This is a genomic window from Macellibacteroides fermentans (assembly GCF_013409575.1).
In the GTDB taxonomy this organism is placed as follows: Bacteria; Bacteroidota; Bacteroidia; order Bacteroidales; family Tannerellaceae; genus Macellibacteroides; species Macellibacteroides fermentans.
Genome location: NZ_JACCCY010000001.1, coordinates 189609 through 209581 on the forward strand (window position 1 = coordinate 189609; position 19973 = coordinate 209581).

The 19973-nt window shown below is 38.2% G+C and carries 11 protein-coding genes and 1 pseudogene; 9 read left to right on the forward strand and 3 right to left on the reverse strand.

What is annotated here, in order from left to right; translation table 11 throughout:
• Window positions 1-4 precede the first annotated feature (4 nt).
• From F5613_RS00735 to F5613_RS00760, 6 genes are all read left to right on the forward strand, one after another.
• On the forward strand, window positions 5-1762 hold the full coding sequence (locus tag F5613_RS00735; protein ID WP_179398303.1) for a DUF3857 domain-containing protein: 1758 nt from the start codon (window positions 5-7) through the stop codon (window positions 1760-1762).
• 39 nt (window positions 1763-1801) lie between these two features.
• On the forward strand, window positions 1802-3997 hold the full coding sequence (locus tag F5613_RS00740) for a beta-N-acetylglucosaminidase domain-containing protein (protein WP_179398304.1): 2196 nt from the start codon (window positions 1802-1804) through the stop codon (window positions 3995-3997).
• A gap of 391 nt (window positions 3998-4388) precedes the next feature.
• Window positions 4389-6893, forward strand: a complete 2505-nt coding sequence (locus F5613_RS00745) for a beta-N-acetylglucosaminidase domain-containing protein (protein WP_179398305.1) — start codon at window positions 4389-4391, stop codon at window positions 6891-6893.
• 134 nt (window positions 6894-7027) lie between these two features.
• The gene (serB, locus tag F5613_RS00750; RefSeq protein ID WP_079683232.1) at window positions 7028-8254 is read left to right on the forward strand and encodes a phosphoserine phosphatase SerB; all 1227 of its coding nucleotides are present in this window, start codon (window positions 7028-7030) and stop codon (window positions 8252-8254) included.
• 15 nt (window positions 8255-8269) lie between these two features.
• The gene (locus F5613_RS00755) at window positions 8270-8572 is read left to right on the forward strand and encodes a Dabb family protein (protein WP_179398306.1); all 303 of its coding nucleotides are present in this window, start codon (window positions 8270-8272) and stop codon (window positions 8570-8572) included.
• 7 nt (window positions 8573-8579) lie between these two features.
• Entirely contained in the window at window positions 8580-9053 is a 474-nt protein-coding gene (locus F5613_RS00760) for a C-GCAxxG-C-C family protein (protein WP_179398924.1), read from the forward strand.
• Window positions 9054-9133: 80 nt separating this feature from the next.
• Here F5613_RS00760 and F5613_RS00765 read toward each other — a convergent pair whose 3' ends face one another.
• Together F5613_RS00765 and gyrA are read right to left on the reverse strand one after the other, a co-directional pair.
• Complete coding sequence (locus F5613_RS00765) at window positions 9134-10354, reverse strand: tetratricopeptide repeat protein (RefSeq protein WP_179398307.1); 1221 nt, start codon at window positions 10352-10354, stop codon at window positions 9134-9136.
• A gap of 52 nt (window positions 10355-10406) precedes the next feature.
• Window positions 10407-12998 (reverse strand): DNA gyrase subunit A, encoded by a 2592-nt coding sequence (gene gyrA / locus F5613_RS00770; protein ID WP_179398308.1) that lies wholly within the window; start codon window positions 12996-12998, stop codon window positions 10407-10409.
• Between the two features lie 201 nt (window positions 12999-13199).
• Between gyrA and F5613_RS00775 the strand changes: the two genes are divergently transcribed.
• Window positions 13200-15758 carry an ATP-dependent Clp protease ATP-binding subunit gene (locus F5613_RS00775; RefSeq protein WP_079683228.1) on the forward strand — a complete coding sequence of 853 codons (2559 nt, stop codon included), beginning with the start codon at window positions 13200-13202 and terminating at the stop codon, window positions 15756-15758.
• Between the two features lie 213 nt (window positions 15759-15971).
• The gene (gene htpG, locus F5613_RS00780; protein ID WP_179398309.1) at window positions 15972-18020 is read left to right on the forward strand and encodes a molecular chaperone HtpG; all 2049 of its coding nucleotides are present in this window, start codon (window positions 15972-15974) and stop codon (window positions 18018-18020) included.
• 112 nt (window positions 18021-18132) lie between these two features.
• Here the strand turns inward: htpG and ltrA are convergent.
• Window positions 18133-19539: pseudogene (ltrA, locus tag F5613_RS00785) on the reverse strand (group II intron reverse transcriptase/maturase).
• 154 nt (window positions 19540-19693) lie between these two features.
• On the opposite strand from ltrA, the gene F5613_RS00790 reads away from it, so the two are divergent.
• Complete coding sequence (locus F5613_RS00790; protein WP_179398310.1) at window positions 19694-19960, forward strand: hypothetical protein; 267 nt, start codon at window positions 19694-19696, stop codon at window positions 19958-19960.
• Window positions 19961-19973 lie beyond the last annotated feature (13 nt).

A 19973-nucleotide genomic window follows, 5' to 3' on the forward strand; every position in this document is an offset into this window, starting at 1 on the left:
AGCAATGCATACTATAAATAATAAAGGAATACTACTTTCTATATTTCTAATCATAGCTCTATTTTGCCATGCTTCTGTACCCTCGGAAGCAAATTTTATTAGATTGGAAAAAACTTTTAAATTGAATTCTGATGGAAGTCAGGAATTCAGATGCAATAAAATACTGAAGATTCATAGTCATCCTGCTATGAACAGCACTTACGGTGAAACATTTATTGTTTACAACCCTGCATATCAAAAGCTCATCATCCATTCATCATATACAAAAATGGTAGATGGAACAATTGTAAAGACTCCGGATAATGCGTTTAATGAAGTCTTACCTCGTTATGCATCGGGTGCAAGCGCTTATAATAATTTAAAAGAAATGGTGGTTACTCATACCGGTCTTGAGTTAGGTGCGACCATCTATCTGGACTATTCCATAATTACAAATTCGGATAGAAATCAGCAATTGGATATAAAAGAAATTCTGCAAGAAAGTTCTCCTGTCGATGAGTGTAAGATAACCATTGTAGCTCCGAAAGATAAACATCTATCTTATCAAATAACAGGTTTATCATACTTAAAGACAATCCAAAAAAACCATATTGAAGGGGATCAAAAGATATTTTCCTGTCAATTATCGAACATCCCTGCGGCATCACAAGAGTTATACCAGCCAGAAAACAATCCGATGACACCTACGCTCTGGTTGTCAGGTTATCCTTCTTTCAAAGATGCTTTATCAAATATAAAAAAAGAACTTAGTAAGGTTAGAGCATTGGAATCTGAAACTTTTGCACAGTTTATTACAGAAAATCTAACGGATGACAAATCAAAGGCAATTGCAATTATTGATCATGTAATAAATGGAATCAGTTTAACCCCTGTTCCATTAGATAATATTGGAAACAATGTAAGAGAAGCTGATGAAGTTTTGAGGAGTACCTATGGAACTGAAGTTGAAAAAGCGAATCTTTTAGCTATAATGTTGAAGGCTGTTGACCTTCCTGCTGAAATTATTGCTGTTACTCCAAAATATGTTAATGTGGATAATTGTGGTCTGAAAGCAGTAAAGGAGTGGCTCGTAAAAACATCATTGAATGGAAAAGAAAGGTATATATCAGTAAAAACTATTTCAGCATCGCTTACACCCTTCCAGGGATCAATTTATCGAGCTTCTACACTTGATGGTAATATTTTGGATATCCCAGATCGTAAAGCAGTTCTAAATTGCACGTATGATATTAAAATTTCTACTTCCCAGGCAGATGTAAAAACAAAAATTGAAGCCGATTCTGAATTATTTCCAATTGATTTCCAAGCTTACGTTAAACAGTGGACCGGATCGAATAATGCTCAGGTTACTAATTATAATAATGGAATATTTACAATTGAATTTACTACCACAAATAGAATAAGCAATAAAGATGAATATTTCACTTATAAACTACCAGAGATTCCTTTCTCTTCGAGAGTATTGAACAGTAAACGAAATCAGCCATTAGAGATTCCTTATCTATCCGATGTGTTAAATGACTATCATATTTCATTATCAGATGGTATTGAATTACAATCTATACCAAGAATTAAGACAATAAATAATTCTGTTGGTACTTTTGATATAGAAACTAAAACACAGAATTCGTCTATAAGCATAAAGAAGAAATATGAAATCAAAAAACAATTGATTTACCCAAATGAATATCAGTTATTTAGAACACTGAATAATGAAAACGAGGTAAATCAAGGAAAAGAATTAATTTTTGAAATTAAATAATAAACGCAATTACTAAATTTAAACAAACACAAGAAACAGATGAAGAAATTTGAATTTTTTCTACTGTTGGGATTGTTGTGCCTATGCCCTAAACTTAGTGCACAACATATGCCAACGCGGGTATTTCCTACTCCTCAGGAAATTGAAGTCACAAATCAGCCATTTATTTCAGCAGATTTTAGGATAACTGGTCTTAAATCCGTAGATTCTGTTGCAATATCTTTTTTAAAAGAGATATTGCCATTTGGCTCCACTAAAAAAGCAATTCCTATAAAGATTAGCTTATTAAAGGATAAACAAGCCGTATTACAACGTTCGGGGGCATATCGATTGAAGATTACTGATAAAAGTATCTCCATAGAGATTAAAGATGACCGTTCTCTATTTTATGCAGTGCAAACCATCAAGCAGCTTGTTTCGAAGACAAATGATGGAAAGATAAAACTTTATCCCTGTATGATTACGGATTATCCAGATGTTGCATACCGTGGAACTGTTGAAGGTTTTTACGGAACCCCATGGTCTTTTGATGATCGGATTGAGCAATTACGATTTTATGGAAAAATAAAGATGAACACCTATATCTACGGGCCAAAAGATGATCCATATCACAGCTCGCCTTCATGGCGTGAACCCTATCCAGCAGCCGAAGCGAAACAAATAGAGGCTTTAGTTGCCGAAGCAAATCGTAATAAAGTAGATTTTGTATGGGCTATTCATCCAGGAAAAGATATTCAATGGAATAAAAATGATAGTATAGCTGTTTTGAATAAATTTGAAATGATGTATGGTTTGGGTATTCGCTCTTTTGCCGTGTTTTTCGATGACATTTCAGGAGAAGGTACACAACCTGAAAAACAGGCCGGATTACTTAATTATATCCATAATGAATTTATAAAAATAAAGAAAGATGTCAACCCGCTGATTATGTGTCCGACTGAGTACAATAAATCATGGTCTAATCCTAAGCCCAATACCTATCTTGATATTCTGGGAGAAAAGCTTGATCCTTCAATTCTAGTAATGTGGACGGGCGACAGGGTTGTGGGAGATATTACATTGGAAGGCTTAAACTGGGTTAATACACGAATTAAGCGAAATGCATTTGTTTGGTGGAACTTCCCTGTCAGTGATTATGTTAGAGACCATTTACTTATGGGCCCCTCCTATGGCCTTGATATCCATGCAAAAGATGCTATGAGTGGTTTTGTTAGTAATCCGATGGACAAACCTGAAGCTTCCAAAGTCGGTATTTTTGGTGCAGCAATGTATGCATGGAATTTAAGTGATTATGATTCAAATAAAGAGTGGATTGCTGCATGTAACTTAATAATGCCTGAAGCTCCAGAAGCTTTCAAAGTATTTTGTGATCACAACAGTGATCCGGGAATTAATGGACACAGATACCGTCGAGATGAATCAGTCGAAAGCAAACCTGTAGTGGAAAAATATTTAAAAGAACTATCGGAAGATAACTTTCCTCAAAAAGAATCTGAGGTACTGGCCTGTTTGTTTAAACAAATAGCAGAAACTCCGGCTACGATAAGGGCAAAATCAACGAACGAAAGTCTCATAAAAGAAATAGACCCTTGGTTAATACAATTTGAACACTTAGGTCTTGCGGGTTCCGTTTCTCTAAAGATGGCAAGTGCCTGGAAATCAAAAAACACAAATGATGCTGAAAAGTACTATTCCGAACTAACATCATTGCTTGAGAAAATGCAGATCATAGATAAACAATACAATCAGAATGAATGGCAACCTGGAGTCAAGACTGGCTCTTTAGTTTTAAAACCGTTCATTATAGAGTTATATCGGTTAGTTGGAGAAGATTTAAAGCTAAGTAAAAATAATAATTTGGCTACATCTATTATCTTCACAAATATAGACCAGCTGTCACTGGTACCGATAAAAACGATTGATAATGATGTTAATATAGTTCCATTACTCGAACCTATTAAAATCAAACCGGGAGAGTATATAGGAATTCTTATTGCCGCTGATAAGAAAATAGCAAAAGCTCAACTTAATTTACCCTCTCCAACACGGGATTGGCAATGTTTGGAGTGGTCGGAAAACGGGCAAACCTGGGAACAGATAAATGGAAAAACGGAATTAATGCTCGGTAATGAAGCCTTTTCTGTTAGTCCAAAAGCAAAGTATCTTCGTTTAAGAAACGATTCATCATCAGAACAGATATTTAACCTAAAAAACTTTAGGATTACAACAAAGTAACGTATTCCTAAAGTATTAATCTATAGAGGTCGGAATTATTAATAATGATTCTGACCTCTATGCTTAAATATAGATTAAACAAATCGTAAACATTATTAACGACCGCTTATTTAGAACATAAATAATTTCTCAATATTTAATTTATAATTATATTTGATGTGAATATAAATCCAGAATTTGCTTATTAAAAAAAACTGTTTTTTTATTTAAAATAATACAAAACTTTCAACTACACTACAACTGTTATATTATCAAACGCAAAGGTTGATGACGTGACTTCTTTAATGATATAGGTGAGCGTTTTTCTTGTCATAACGCATGTCTAGATACTTGCTTGAGAAGCAAATGATTTTTTTCGCCATATAGTTCGTTAACTAATTTACAGCAGGTCATGAAAAAGCTTATTCTATTTATCTTCTTACCTTTGTTGTTTTTAACATCGAAAGGTCATGCTCAGTATTCGCCTGTGCAGATTTTCCCAACTCCACAAGAAATCCTTATATCGACACAAACATTTATTCCTTCAGGTTACTTCTTAACAGGGATTAAATCGGTTGATGCTGATGCAATTGCTTTGCTTAAGGAATTCCTTCCAATCTCAACCCAAAAGAAAGGTACTCCGTTAAAAATTGTCATGCTTAATGATAAAAAAGAGGAACTAAAGCGTTCCGGAGCTTATCGGCTAACAATCCAACCCAAAAGTATACTAATTGAAATTGTAGATGGAAGGTCCTTATTTTATGCTGCACAAACAATCAAACAACTTGTTAAGCGTAATGATGGCGGACAAATATTGTTAAACCCATGTACAATAACAGACTATCCGGATATAAATTTCCGAGGTATTGTAGAAGGATTCTATGGGCAGCCATGGTCTTTTGATGACCGGATTGAGTTATTGCGATATTTTGGTAAATTAAAACTCAACACTTACATTTATGGACCCAAAGATGATCCTTATCATAGATATCCGTCTTGGAGAGAACCCTATCCTGCTGATGAAGCAAAGCAAATTGTTGCACTATTAACAGAAGCATCTAAGAACAAAGTTGATTTTGTTTGGGCTATGAATCCAGGAAGAGATATTAAGTGGAATGCAGCCGACAGTAATGCGGTTTTATCCAAATTTGAAAGTATGTATACTTTAGGTGTTCGTTGCTTTGCCTTATTTTTTGATGATATTGCCGGGGAAGGAACAAATTCCGAAAAACAAGCCGGATTATTAAACTACATTAATGCTCAGTTTGTACAGAAGAAAGGTGATGTAAAACCTCTTCTTTTATGTCCGACCGAATTTAATCGAACGGCATCTTCAACTGGTGTAAATGCTTACCTAGATGTATTAGGTAATTTATTAGATCCTTCTGTAATGGTAATGTGGACAGGAGATAAAGTTGTAGGAGATATAACAAAAGAAAATCTTCAATGGGTGAAAAGCCATATTAAACGGAATCCATTTATATGGTGGAATTTCCCGGTAAATGATTACGTAAGAGATCATCTACTAATGGGGCCGGCTTACGGTCTGGATAAGGATGTTGATAATGCAATGACTGGCTTTGTCTCAAATCCAATGGATAAATCGGAGGCTTCCAAGATTGGCATCTTTGGAGTTGCTATGTATTCGTGGAATATAAAAAAATACGATCCGGAAAAGTCGTGGGAAGAAGCTTGCAGGCAATGTATGCCAGAAGCTCCGATCGCATTTCTCACGTTTTGCGCACATAATAGCGATCCAGGTCCAAACGGACATAACTTCAGAAGAGACGAATCTGTTCAAATTAAGCCGGTTATTGATGTATTTTCCCAATCATTTAAACTTGGCAAATATTTGGAATTTGAGGCGAGCCAGTTAAATGCATTGTTTTCTCAAATGGCTGTTGCTCCCACAATGATTTATAGTCAGTCTCCAAATAAAAGGCTGATAAGACAGATTAATCCATGGCTTCGACAGTTTGAATTAGTTGGAAATGCAGGAAAAGAAACAATGGAGATGGCGAACGCATGGATAAATAAAGATGAAATGTCAACCTGGCAGAACTATTCGGCGGTTACAGCTTTATTCGACAGTATTCAGGAGGTTGATCGTAATTTTAATAAGAATGACTTTCAACCAGGAGTAAAAACCGCATCAAAGGTAATAATGCCATTTATACAACAAGTATATAAACAAGTAGGAAATGAACTTCTGGCACGACATGAAGACGAAATGCAATCTTCTTCCTCTCAAATATATTCAAATGTAGAGCAACTTAAAACCCAACCTGTTTCAGAGAGAGAAGATGAGATAGTTATCGTTCCTGTATTCCAACCTATCAAAATAAAACCAGGAGAGTATGTAGGTATTCAAACAATATCAAATAAAAAAATGAATTCGATATCGCTTAACCTTCCACTGTCATCCGATAATTGGAGATTATTTGAAAGTTCTGTAGATGGAAAAACATGGAATCAATTAAAAGTTACTAAAGATGAAGATGATATGGAGTCGGCTATTGTAAGTCCTGATATTCGATATGTAAGAATGATAAATAATTCACCCAAAGAACAGACATTCTTTTTGATGGATTTTACATTGCAGACAAATAAAGTTGAAAAGCTGAAGCCAGAGTTATTACCTTATGATAAGGACTTAAAAACGTTTCAATTGTTAAGTAGTCCGAATTTATTGGAAATAGATTGTAAAGGAGCAAACGAAGTACTTTTGTTTTTGTCGGGTGTAATCGGATATGTCAGAGTTGAAGCAATGCCTTTAAATGGAGATAAATACATAATATACCAAGGCGGTGCCGATTTTATAAAGCTTCCCCGTATTTTATATCCGGATGCTACCAGGCTCTATGTTTCAGGGTTAAGTTCTCAACCTATTCGTATACATGAAATTGTAAAAAAATAGCGACATTAATTATCTTCCTATAAAGCTGTTTATCAAGAATAAACAGCTTTTTGCTTTTTTGTATGGACTTATTAATCGATGTTTACTGCTAATATTACAAATAGTCTATATCTTTGCCATATAAAATTGTAGACATGGCAAAAACTGATGAACTTATATTGCTTACTATTAACGGTACGGATCGTCCAGGAGTAACTGCAGGCCTTACTGAGATATTGGCAAGACACAATGCTCTGATTTTGGATATCGGTCAGGCTGATATACACAACAACTTATCATTAGGTATTTTATTTCAAACTAACGAAGGAAATTCGGGAGATATTTTAAAAGAATTACTTTTTAAAAGTTATGAATTAGATGTAAATATACGATTTACTCCCATTACCGAAGAACAATATGAAAAATGGGTAAGGTTACAAGGTAAAAACCGTTACATTATTACAATTGTTGCACGGAAGCTTTCGGCCCGTCAAATTGCTGCAGTAACAAGAATTGTTGCTGATCAGGGAATGAATATTGACGATATAAAGAGACTTACCGGACGAATTCCTTTAGATGAGAATGCTCGTACACCTAAAGCAAGTGTTGAATTTTCAGTTAGAGGAAATCCAAAAGATCGTGAACAGATGCAACGCTATTTTATGCAACTATCTTCTGATTTGGAGGTTGATATCTCTTTTCAGGAAGAAAGTATGTTTCGCAGGATGCGTCGTTTAATTTGCTTCGATATGGACTCAACATTGATTGAGACCGAAGTAATAGATGAATTGGCAGAAAGAGCAGGTGTTGGCGAGCAGGTTAGAGCTATTACTGAAGCTGCAATGAGAGGAGAAATAGACTTCTCAGAAAGTTTCCGTCAGCGTTGTTCCCTTCTTAAAGGTCTGGATGTTTCTGTGATGCAGGAAATTGCAGAGAATCTACCAATCACTGAAGGAGTTGACAGATTGATGCGAATCTTGAAAAAAGTAGGATTTAAGATTGCAATTCTTTCCGGAGGATTCTCTTATTTTGGTAATTATTTAAAACAAAAATATAATATTGACTATGTTTATGCGAATGATCTGGAAGTAATAGATGGAAAACTTACAGGTCGCCATGTTGGAGATATAGTTGATGGTAAGAGAAAAGCCGAATTACTCAGGCTGATTGCTCAGGTAGAAAATGTAGATCTACGTCAGACTGTAGCTGTAGGTGATGGAGCAAATGACCTGCCTATGATAAGTATTGCAGGACTAGGTATTGCTTTTCATGCCAAACCTAAAGTAAAAGCCAATGCAAAGCAATCGATTTCCACAATCGGACTTGACGGGATTCTCTATTTCCTGGGATATAAAGATTCTTATTTAGATGAACAAATGTAATTTATATATATAACCATGGTAAGACATATTGTGATGTTCAAATTAAAGGAGTTCACCTCTCCTGCCGAGAAATTGGAAAAAATGCAGGCTATTAAGTCTGGATTGGAATCATTGATTGATGTAATAGACGTACTTCGTCTTATTCGGGTAGATTTTAACTGCAATCCAGACGAAGCCTGGGATTTGATTCTCACAACAGAGCTGGATTCATTGGAAGACGTTAAAACCTATGCAATTCATCCAGCTCACGTAGCTGTAGCCAAGGAACTAATTGGCCCATATAAAGCCGACAGAGCCTGTGTAGACTATGAATACTAAAACGAATATTAAAGATTTCGATATTGAAGAGCGGGTAAAACTTGCTGTTCAGAATTTTGGGTCAGGCTTTAACTGTGCACAATCAGTATTTCTTGCCTATTCAGATGTATTTGATCTGGACTTGGAAATGGCTAAAAATATGACTGTATCTTTTGGCGGCGGTGTTGGCAGAATGAGAGAAATTTGCGGATCAATAAGTGCGATGGCAATGCTTGCCGGATTTAAGTACCCGGTAATTGATCCATTGGACCAGGACGCACGTACCAGAAACTATGCGATGGTACAAAAAATGACCGAAATTTTTAGGAGCAGAAATAATGCAATTATTTGCAGAGACTTAATGCCTGATCATAACCCTGCGACAGATCCTGCACCTTCATTAAGGACAAAAAAATATTACCAAACCCGTCCATGCACGATGTATGTAGCAGATGCAGCAAGAATAGCAGGTCAGATGCTTAATGGAGATTTAGAAGATTAACAATTTATTTCTGAATTTTAGTCTATAAAAAAAGACCTTGAATATTTATTCAAGGTCTTTTTTCAATTAAATCAAATGAATCAATTACCATTCATTTTAGCTTCAATTTCTTTTAATTTATCACCCATATCAAGGTTGTAATATATTCCTCTTAATGCGATCATATATTCTGATTCTTCAGGTTTCATCTGATGCGCTTTTTCAAAATATGGAAGAGCTTTCTTGAAGAAATCCTTTGCAACAGCAAGTTCTTGTTGATATTTCTTAGTATCATTAATCATGTTTGCTTCACCTTGTTTATTTACACCTTGGTTATAGAAAACACGACCTAAGTTAGAAAGAGCATCTGTATAGTTTGGATCAATTTCCAACGCTTTTTTGAATGATTCTTCAGCCTTTGTATAGTCTTTCAATCCAGTTTCATATACACGGCCCATTACATCGTAAAGCTGTGCATTATTAGGAGTCTTAGCAATAGCTGTATTCAAATACTCGATTGCCTTTTCGTTTCTGTTTGAATAGATATAGTTGTTGATAAGGCTCAACAAGTAATATTGTTCTTCAGGAAACAGGTTAAGACCTTCCTCTAGTGTTTTTTCAAGATTCACTGTATCTTTAGCCTGTTCGTACTCGTAGCAAAGGTACTGATAAACATCATTTCTTCTGTAATCAAAAGCTTTTGCTCTTTCCAATGATTCAACAGCTAATTTTTTGTCTTCCATCTGTGTTGCAGCAACTGCAGCATAGAATTGAACTGTCATAAAGTTTGAATCTCTGGCAGCAACAGGTTCGCCTTTAAACATATCCAAATCTGATATTTTCAGATATTGATCAAAGAATGAATACGCTTTCTTATAATCCTTCTGATCGAAATAGTAAGCACCACCATTGATATAATAAATGTGGTTAGCACCTAATATACCTTTGATGTCCTTTACAAACTTAGGTTTAACTTTACCCTTTTCATTAGGCTGATTATCCAACGTATAAGCCTTTTCAAAATAAGGAAGGATATTCAACAAAGCTTCATACATTACCGGTTCGTTTGGTTTTTGTCCCAATATCTGCTTTGTTCTCTCAGCATCGAACTGTTGATTCTCTACAAACCCAGCCACAAACCAAGTCTTGGCATCGTCTTTAGATTCAGCATTTGTCAATGCTCCCTTTACAAGGTTGCGTGCCTCTGTGAAATCAGGGTTGGTTCCCTTCGCGATACTCTGAGCCGTATTCACGTCTTTTTTTTGTGCGAAGGAAGCCGATGCTGCCACACATAGAGCTACTGTTAATAATACTCTTTTCATTGCGATTTTAATTTGAAATTTATATTCCTTTTAGGTTTTAAATATATTAGAATTATTGCTCTTCAAATTGCTCGGGAGTATCTGTATCCTCAAAACTTTCATTTTCAAAAAGTTCTCCCTGGTTTAACAATTCGCTGGCATTTTCATTTTCTGTAGTGTCTGCTTCATCTGTGTCGTCTATTTCGTCCGGATCAGACATAACTTTACAAACAGAAGCAATTTCATCATTTCGTTTCTCAAGATTTATCAGACGAACACCTTGAGTTGCACGGCCTATAACATTTAAATCAGATACTTTCATCCGAATAGTGATACCCGATTTATTTATAATCATCAGGTCGTTATCATCCGTTACATTCTTGATGTCAACCAATTTACCCGTTTTATCAGTAATATTGATTGTTTTAACACCCTTACCACCTCGGTTGGTTATACGATAATCGTCAATATTAGAACGTTTACCATATCCTTGTTCAGAAACAACAAGGATGGTTTCGTTCTCGTTGTCTTTCATACAAACCATTCCAACAACTTCATCCGTATGATCGTTCTCATCAAGAGTCATACCTCTAACACCTGCAGCTGTACGTCCCATTACTCTCACTGCACTTTCGTGGAATCGAATGGCTCTACCGTTGCGGTTAGCAATAACAACTTCATTGTTACCATTTGTCATCCTTACCTGGATCAGTCCGTCGTCTTCATGTAAGGTAATTGCATTTACCCCATTTTGACGAGGACGGGAATAAGCTTCCAGCAATGTTTTCTTGATAACACCTTTCTTTGTACAGAACAACAGATAATGAGAATTGATAAAGTCGATGTCTGAAGTCAGACGTTTCACTCTAACGAAGGCATTTACCTTATCACCCGCTTCGATGTTCAATAAATTCTGAATGGCACGACCTTTCGAATTCTTTGTTCCTTCCGGTATATCGTATACCTTTAACCAATAACACTTACCTTTTGCAGTAAAGAACATCATGGTTGCGTGCATTGAAGCCGGATAAATATACTCCACAAAGTCGGCATCCCTGGTTTCAGAGCCCTTAGCTCCTACTCCGCCTCTGTTTTGAGCACGGAATTCGCTCAATGGGGTACGTTTGATATATCCCATATGAGAGATGGTAATAATCATCTCATCGTCCGAATAGAAGTCTTCCGGATTAAGTTCTTCAGATGCATATACGATTTCTGTTTTACGAGCATCACCGTATTTATCTTTAATTTCCTGTAATTCATCCTTTACCACTTGCATACAAACATCCTCGTTGGAAAGAATTTCATTTAAGTAAGCAATTAACTTCTCAATTTCTTCAAATTCCGCACGAAGCTTATCTTGTTCAAGTCCTGTAAGCTGACGCAGACGCATGTCAACAATAGCTCTGGATTGTATTTCGCTCAATGCAAAACGAGACATCAAACGTTCAATCGCTTCATTCGGACTCTTTGAAGTCTTTATGATGGCAATTACTTCATCAATATTATCGGATGCAATGATTAATCCTTCAAGAATATGAGCTCTCTCTTCTGCTTTTTTTAGTTCATATTTTGTTCTGCGAATCACCACTTCGTGACGATGCTCAACAAAATAACCTATCATCTGCTTCAGATTCAGTGTTTCCGGTCTTCCTTTTACAAGGGCGATATTATTCACACTGAATGAAGATTGCAATGCAGTAAGCTTATAAAGCTTATTTAATACTACACTTGCATTGGCATCACGCTTAACATCCACAACGATACGCATACCCGAACGGTCTGATTCGTCGTTTACGTTGGAAATACCCTCAAGACGCTTTTCGCCAACAAGATCGGCAATATGTTTGATCAGCTCTGCCTTGTTAACCAGATAAGGGATTTCAGTGATGACAATTTTATCATGGTTGTGCTCGTGTTCAATTTCAGCCTTACCCCTCATTACTACACGGCCTTTCCCTGTTTCGAAGGCGTCTTTCACTCCGGCATATCCATATATATAGGCACCTGTAGGAAAATCAGGAGCTTTAATATACTGCATGAGGCCTTCGATTTCAATTTCACCTTTTGCATCAATGTAAGCGATCGTACCATCAATAACCTCACTCATGTTATGAGGAGGCATGTTGGTTGCCATACCTACAGCAATACCGGATCCACCATTTACAAGTAAATTAGGAATACGCGTAGGCAATACAGTAGGCTCTTTCAGGGTATCGTCAAAGTTCAGCTGAAAATCTACGGTATCTTTGTCAATATCACGCAGCATTTCTTCGGCCATTTTGCTTAAACGGGCTTCCGTATAACGCATAGCAGCCGGACTGTCGCCGTCTATCGAACCAAAGTTACCCTGACCATCCACCAAAGGATACCTCAAAGACCATGACTGAGCCATACGAACCATGGCAAAATACACAGATGAATCACCATGAGGGTGATACTTACCTAAAACTTCCCCAACAATTCTTGCAGATTTTTTATAAGGTTTATCGGAGGTATTACCCAATTCATTCATCCCAAACAGTACACGGCGGTGAACTGGTTTAAAACCATCCCTAACATCCGGAAGAGCACGTGAAACGATAACAGACATTGAATAGTCAATGTAAGCCGATTTCATCTCGTCTTCTATGTTAATCTTAATAATTCTGTCTTGATCAACCATTTAGATTTATATTAATTACACGCTTTATCAGAACTCTGAAAAATTGCACTAAGGTAAGGGTTTTCCGCATACTACGAAAGCTTTTAATGTGAAAAATTACTATTTGAGTCTTTTCAACAATTATTGGGGATTAATGGCATAGATTTTGATTGAATGTTCAAATAGATTGTTATTTTTGCAAAACGCATTACATTAAAATATATGAAGAATAATTATACAAAAAGACTGTTTGATGTACTACAGTACAGCCGCGAGGAGGCTGTCAGGCTGCAGAGCAGTTACATCGGTCCGGAGCATTTGATGCTTGGCATACTACGTGATGGCAATGGTATTGCGTATGACACTCTGGCCGAATTAGACGTCAACTTGTCGCTTCTAAAGAAGAAGATAGAACAAAACCTTAAAAACTCCTTCGATGACAGCTTTGATCACAGCGAAATCGCAGTGACAAAAGAAACAGAACGGGTATTACGAATGAGTATGCTGGAGGCAAAGCTCTTTAAAAAGACCGAAACCGGAACAGAACATCTGTTGCTGGCAATACTCAAAGATGCAAACAATACGGCAGCATCTGTCCTTTTGGAGGAAAATGTCGATTACCGCACTGTGTACAATATGCTGGTTAACGGAACCGGGATGAAGAGACTGGAAGAAGAATCGGATGAAATCAGGGATGGATATACTGATGATGACGACGACGAAGACGATGATAATTTTGGAGGAAAGAAAGAATCCGGCCGATCTTCCGGAGGTGCTCAGGGATCTGCTCAACCTAAATCACCAAACGATACACCTGTTTTAGATAACTTTGGTTCAGACATGACCAGGGCTGCCATGGAAAACAGATTGGATCCCATCGTTGGCCGAGAAAAAGAAATCGAGCGTCTGGCTCAGATTCTGAGCAGAAGAAAAAAGAACAACCCTGTTCTGATAGGTGAACCAGGTGTTGGTAAATCAGCTATTGTAGAAGGATTGGCTTTGCGCATTGTTCAAAGAAAAGTATCTCGTATTTTGTTCGACAAACGGGTAATTAGCCTCGATATGGCATCTGTAGTTGCCGGAACAAAATATCGTGGACAGTTTGAAGAGCGTATCAAGGCTATATTAAATGAATTGTCTAAAAATCCCAATATCATTCTTTTTATAGACGAAATTCATACCTTGGTTGGTGCCGGAGCAGCATCCGGATCCATGGATGCCGCCAATATGCTGAAGCCGGCATTGGCAAGAGGCGAAATTCAATGTATCGGAGCAACAACCCTGGATGAATACAGAAAGAATATTGAGAAGGACGGTGCGTTGGAAAGACGTTTCCAGAAGATTATTGTAGATCCTACAACAGCAGACGAAACTCTTCAGATACTTCAAAACATAAAAGACAGGTATGAAGAGCATCACAACGTAATTTATACACCCGAGGCTCTCAAAGCTTGTGTAACACTCACAGACAGATACATAAGTGACCGAAACTTCCCCGACAAGGCAATTGATGCCCTGGACGAAGCTGGTTCGCGTGTTCACATCTCCAACATAGTGGTGCCCAAAAGTATCGAAGATCTTGAAAAGAAGATTGAGGAGACTAAGGCAGAAAAGGTTGCTGCAGTAAAGTCTCAGAATTTCGAATTGGCTGCCAGCTTTAGGGACAAAGAGCGTCAGTACCTGCTTCAGCTGGAGGCTGCTAAAACACGCTGGGAAGAAGAGCTTCACGAAAGCCGTGAAACGGTGGATGAAGATAAGGTAGCCGAGGTGATTGCCATGATGTCTGGTGTACCGGTTCAACGGATTGCTAAAGCTGAAAATCTGAAGCTGATCGAAATGGCCGAGATACTGAAAAGCAAAGTTGTAGGTCAGGATGATGCTGTACAGAAGGTGGTTAAAGCAATTCAACGCAACAGAGTTGGGCTGAAAGATCCTAACAAGCCGATCGGTACATTTATGTTCCTGGGTCCAACCGGTGTAGGTAAAACATACCTTGCAAAGAAGCTTGCCGAATACCTGTTTGACTCGTCAGACGCCCTAATCCGCATCGACATGAGCGAATACCTGGAGAAATTTGCGGTTTCACGACTGATAGGAGCTCCTCCGGGATATGTAGGATACGAAGAAGGTGGTCAGCTTACTGAAAAAGTTCGCAGAAAACCTTACTCGGTAGTGTTGCTGGATGAAATTGAAAAAGCACATCCGGATGTATTCAATCTATTACTTCAGGTTTTAGACGAAGGAAGGCTGACTGACAGTTTAGGCAGACAAATTGATTTTAAGAATACAATCCTGATTCTGACTTCAAACATTGGAACAAGACAACTTAAAGAGTTTGGCCATGGTGTAGGTTTCAACACTCAGCAACTTGCTGGTACTTCAGAAAAGGACTTTTCAAGAAGTGTAATTCAAAAAGCTCTGAACAAAGCTTTTGCTCCGGAATTTTTAAATCGTATCGACGATGTTGTAATGTTTGATCCGCTGGATAAAGATTCTATCCATAAAATTATCGACATTGAACTCGAAGGGTTATACAAACGGGTTAATAACATTGGTTATCAGCTGGTTCTTACAGACGAAGCAAAAGATTTTATTGCCTCAAAGGGATACGACGTACAATTTGGAGCACGTCCCCTTAAACGTTCAATCCAGAAGTACCTGGAAGATGAAATGGCCGAAATGATTATTCGAGCTACCGTTAGCGAAGGCGACACTATATTAGTGGACTTCGATAAAGAAGAGCAGAAAATCACAACACAAATTAAGAAAGAAAAAGAATAAGGAATAATTAGATAACATTCCTCTCCTACTTTAAAAGCCGGGCAAGTTTGTCCGGCTTTTTTATGTCGTAAATTTGAAAAATTGGCACAAACAGTGGTCAATATGGCATATACAGGTTTTGGCATTTTTTTTGCATTTCAGAAAACAGCGGAATCAGTATTCTGCAACTAATTTGAACTTAATAAAATACATAACATTAATAAATTATTAATTATGGCAAAAGTTGGTCACATAGGTGTTACTACGGATAACATCTTTCCGGTAATTAAGAAATTTCTTTACAGCGATCATGAAATCTTTTTACGCGAACTTGTTTCAAATGCGGTAGATGCTACTCAAAAACTTAAAACACTCTCTTCTGTAGGTGAATTTAAAGGAGAATTGGGAGATGTAACAGTTCGTGTTGCGTTTGATGATAATACAATCACCATCTCCGACCGCGGTATAGGTATGACTGCCGAAGAGATCGAAAAATATATAAATCAGATTGCTTTTTCCAGTGCGGAGGAGTTTCTTGAAAAATATAAAGACGATAAAGCTGCCATTATCGGTCACTTCGGATTAGGATTTTATTCGTCCTTTATGGTTTCCAAAAAGGTTGAAATCGTTACTAAATCCTACAAAGAAGGTGCTGTACCAATGAAATGGAGTTGCGACGGTTCGCCGGAATATACATTGGAAGAGACTGAGAAAGCCGACAGAGGTACAGACATCATTCTCTATATAGATGATGAAAACAGAGATTTCCTGAATAAAGATAAGATTAATGGATTACTTACTAAATATTGTAAGTTCCTACCTGTGCCAATTGCATTTGGAAAGAAACAGGAATGGAAAGACGGAAAGTATGTAGACACGGCAGAAGATAACGTTATTAATGACGTATTACCTGCGTGGGTTCGTAAGCCGGCCGACCTTAAAGACGAAGATTACAAGAAATTCTACAGAGATCTTTATCCTATGTCGGACGAACCTCTGTTCTGGATCCACCTCAATGTAGATTATCCGTTTAATCTGACCGGTATCCTTTATTTCCCGAAAATAAAGAATAATATGGAGTTGCACCGTAACAAGATTCAATTGTACTGCAATCAGGTATTTGTAACCGACTCGGTAGAAGGCATTGTTCCTGAATTCCTTACATTGCTGCATGGTGTGATTGATTCGCCGGATATTCCATTAAACGTTTCACGTTCTTATCTGCAGAGCGATTCCAATGTTAAGAAGATATCTAACCACATCACGAAGAAAGTGGCCGATCGTCTGGAAGAGATTTTTAAATCAGACAGAGCACAGTTTGAAGAAAAATGGGATAACCTTAAACTGTTTATCCAGTATGGTATGCTGAGCGACGAAAAATTCTATGATCGTGGTGCAAAGTTTGCTCTATTGAAAGATGTTGACGGTAAGAGTTTTACTTTCGAGGAATACAAAACCCTGATTAAAGAAAATCAGACCGACAAAGAAGGCAACACTATTTATCTGTATACAAACAATAAAGACGACCAATACAGCTACATCCAGGCGGCGAAAGACAAAGGATATAATGTATTGCATATGGATGGTCAATTGGATGTGCATGTGATTAGTCAGCTTGAACAGAAATTCGAAAAGAGTCGTTTTGTTCGTGTAGACAGTGATACGGTAGATAACCTGATACGCAAAGACGATGCAGGCAAGGTTCATCTGTCGGCCGAACAACAAAATGCCCTTCAGGAAATCTTCAGAAGTCAGCTTCCCAAGATGGAAAAGGCGGAATTCATCGTTACGTTCGAAGCATTGGGCGAAAACGTTAATCCGGTAATGATTACTCAAAGCGAATACATGCGTCGTATGCGTGAAATGGCTGCTATGCAACCGGGTATGTCGTTTTACGGAGAGCTGCCAGATAGCTACAATCTGGTATTAAATACAGACCATTCCTTAATTAAGGAGGTAGTAAAGGAAGAAGAAGAAGCTTGTGCGGAAAAACTCAATCCGATTATGGCCGACAAAAAAGGATGGGAAGCCCGCGAAGCCGATTTGCAAGCCAAACAAAAAGATAAGAAGGATGAAGAAATTGCAGCTTCAGAAAAAGAGGATCTGGAAAATACCCGTAAAAAGATAGAAGAATTAACCAGCAATTACAACTCAATCCTGGCAACCTATGCTGCAGAAAACAAGAAGGTAAGTCAGCTTATCGACCTTGCTCTGCTTTCAAATGGTATGTTGAAGGGTGAAGCACTCAGCCGATTTATCAAACGGAGTGTAGAATTGATTTAATAAATTGACATCTGCATAATCGAGTAGGAGGAAAACAAAAGTAGTTTTCTTCCTACTTTTGTTTTCCGACCTCTCCCACCACCGTACATGCCGTTCGGCATACGGCGGTTCTTTAATTACGATGCAGACGGCGATATAATCTCATTATTTGTGGATAACCTGCTCGGTCTAGACTCTCATCTGTAATTGCCCGATGCAGCACCCAGCTGTTGGCTATGTGCCAGTATCCTTTACGGGTATTAGCCCATTGCCAAGCCTGATGTTTGTTTATACCACATTTCTGGAGATTATGTGACTTCGTGCTGATTTTCTTCCAACTCTTCCATATATACGTCCTTAGCCTGCGACGATACCAACCATCCGTCTTTTGGATAAATTGGTTCATGTCTGCTAAACGGTAGTAAGTTAGCCAGCCTCGTACGTATTGTGACAATCGTTGCTTTAGCCATGCATAACCTTTTCCATTGTTTCGTTTGGTTATTTGTTTGAGCGTGCGTTTGAACTTTTCTTGACTTGTACGGTGGGTGCGTAGACCGCACTTGCCTTTGGACCTTCAGTAGAATGAGTAGCCAAGGTATTTCATGCCTCGAACATCTCCAATGATGGTCTTTTCCATATTCACTTTAAGGAAGAGTTTCTTCTCTAAATAGGTGGATATACTGTCTCGTACTCGTTCTGTGGCTCGCTTGCTTTTAACCAAAATCAGACAATCGTCTGCGTAGCGTACAAATGGATGACCTCGGCGAGACAACTCTTTATCAAGCTCATTCAGCAAGATATTGCTTAGAATCGGGCTTAACGGACCCCCTTGAGGAACTCCCTCCTCGGTTGATTCATACTTATGAGCAACCATTACGCCGGCTTTGAGATAGTGATGGATAAGTGAAATTACCCGTCCATCTTTGATTGTCCGTGACAACACCTCTATCAGCTTGCTATGGTTTACTGTATCGAAGAATCGTTCCAAGTCAAGGTTTATGCAGTAATGATACCCATTGTCTGCATATTCCTGCACCCGCTTCAGCGCATCGTGGGCGCTGCGGTTTGGGCGGAAGCCAAAACTGTTGTCATTGAACTCTCGTTCGTATATCGGTATCAACACTTGGCTTATAGCCTGTTGGATGAACCGGTCAACAACCGTAGGGATACCGAGTTGACGTGCCTTGCCGTTGTCCTTGGGGATATCGACACGACGGACCGGATTGGGCCGGTACTTACCCTTTAGTAGCTGCTCTATCAATTCGTCTTTGTGGAGGTTTAGGTATGGCAACAGTTCGCTCGTTCCCATCTTATCGACACCTCCGGATCCGTCATTCCCTATTACTTGCCGATAAGATCGATTTAAGTTTTCGGGACTCAGGATAAGTTCCAACAAATTGGTTGTGCCTATCTGCACTTCCACTAGGTTTTCACCTATTATCCTCATAAAAGTCTGCGCTCCATCATACCCTTCGGATTCCGTCCTATTCATCTGATGGCAGCCAACAGATTCTGTTGTTTGCTGCATTGTTTCTTCCATTTGGTAATAATGTAATAATTCCAGTTTAATTAAAGTTCAGTCCTTCACCAGGTTGTCGATGTTTTTTTCCCTTCCCGGTTACTATGACCTCTGCTGACTTCTCACGGTTCGTTGTTACTGCTCGGATGACCTCGCCCGTGAGATCTCCCCAGTTATGGACGTATTCTTTCAATCTTATACCTGCTTGATTTACTCCAAGTGTTCCGAACAGCTATCGGACTTTGTTTTGTATTGCAAACTAATCCACACTCGTGAGCCTTGGTATCAAGTTTCTGTTCGTCAGGCCAGATCTTTGCCGAAGACTTCCTTCAGATTACACCTCGCGATGAACACCCTTGTCGTTGGCTGGACGCTTCCCGCTGTTAGGGCGCGTTGGGGACTTACACCCGTTAGAATACGTTCGTGCTGGGCGAACAATTAAGAGGAGAAACAGA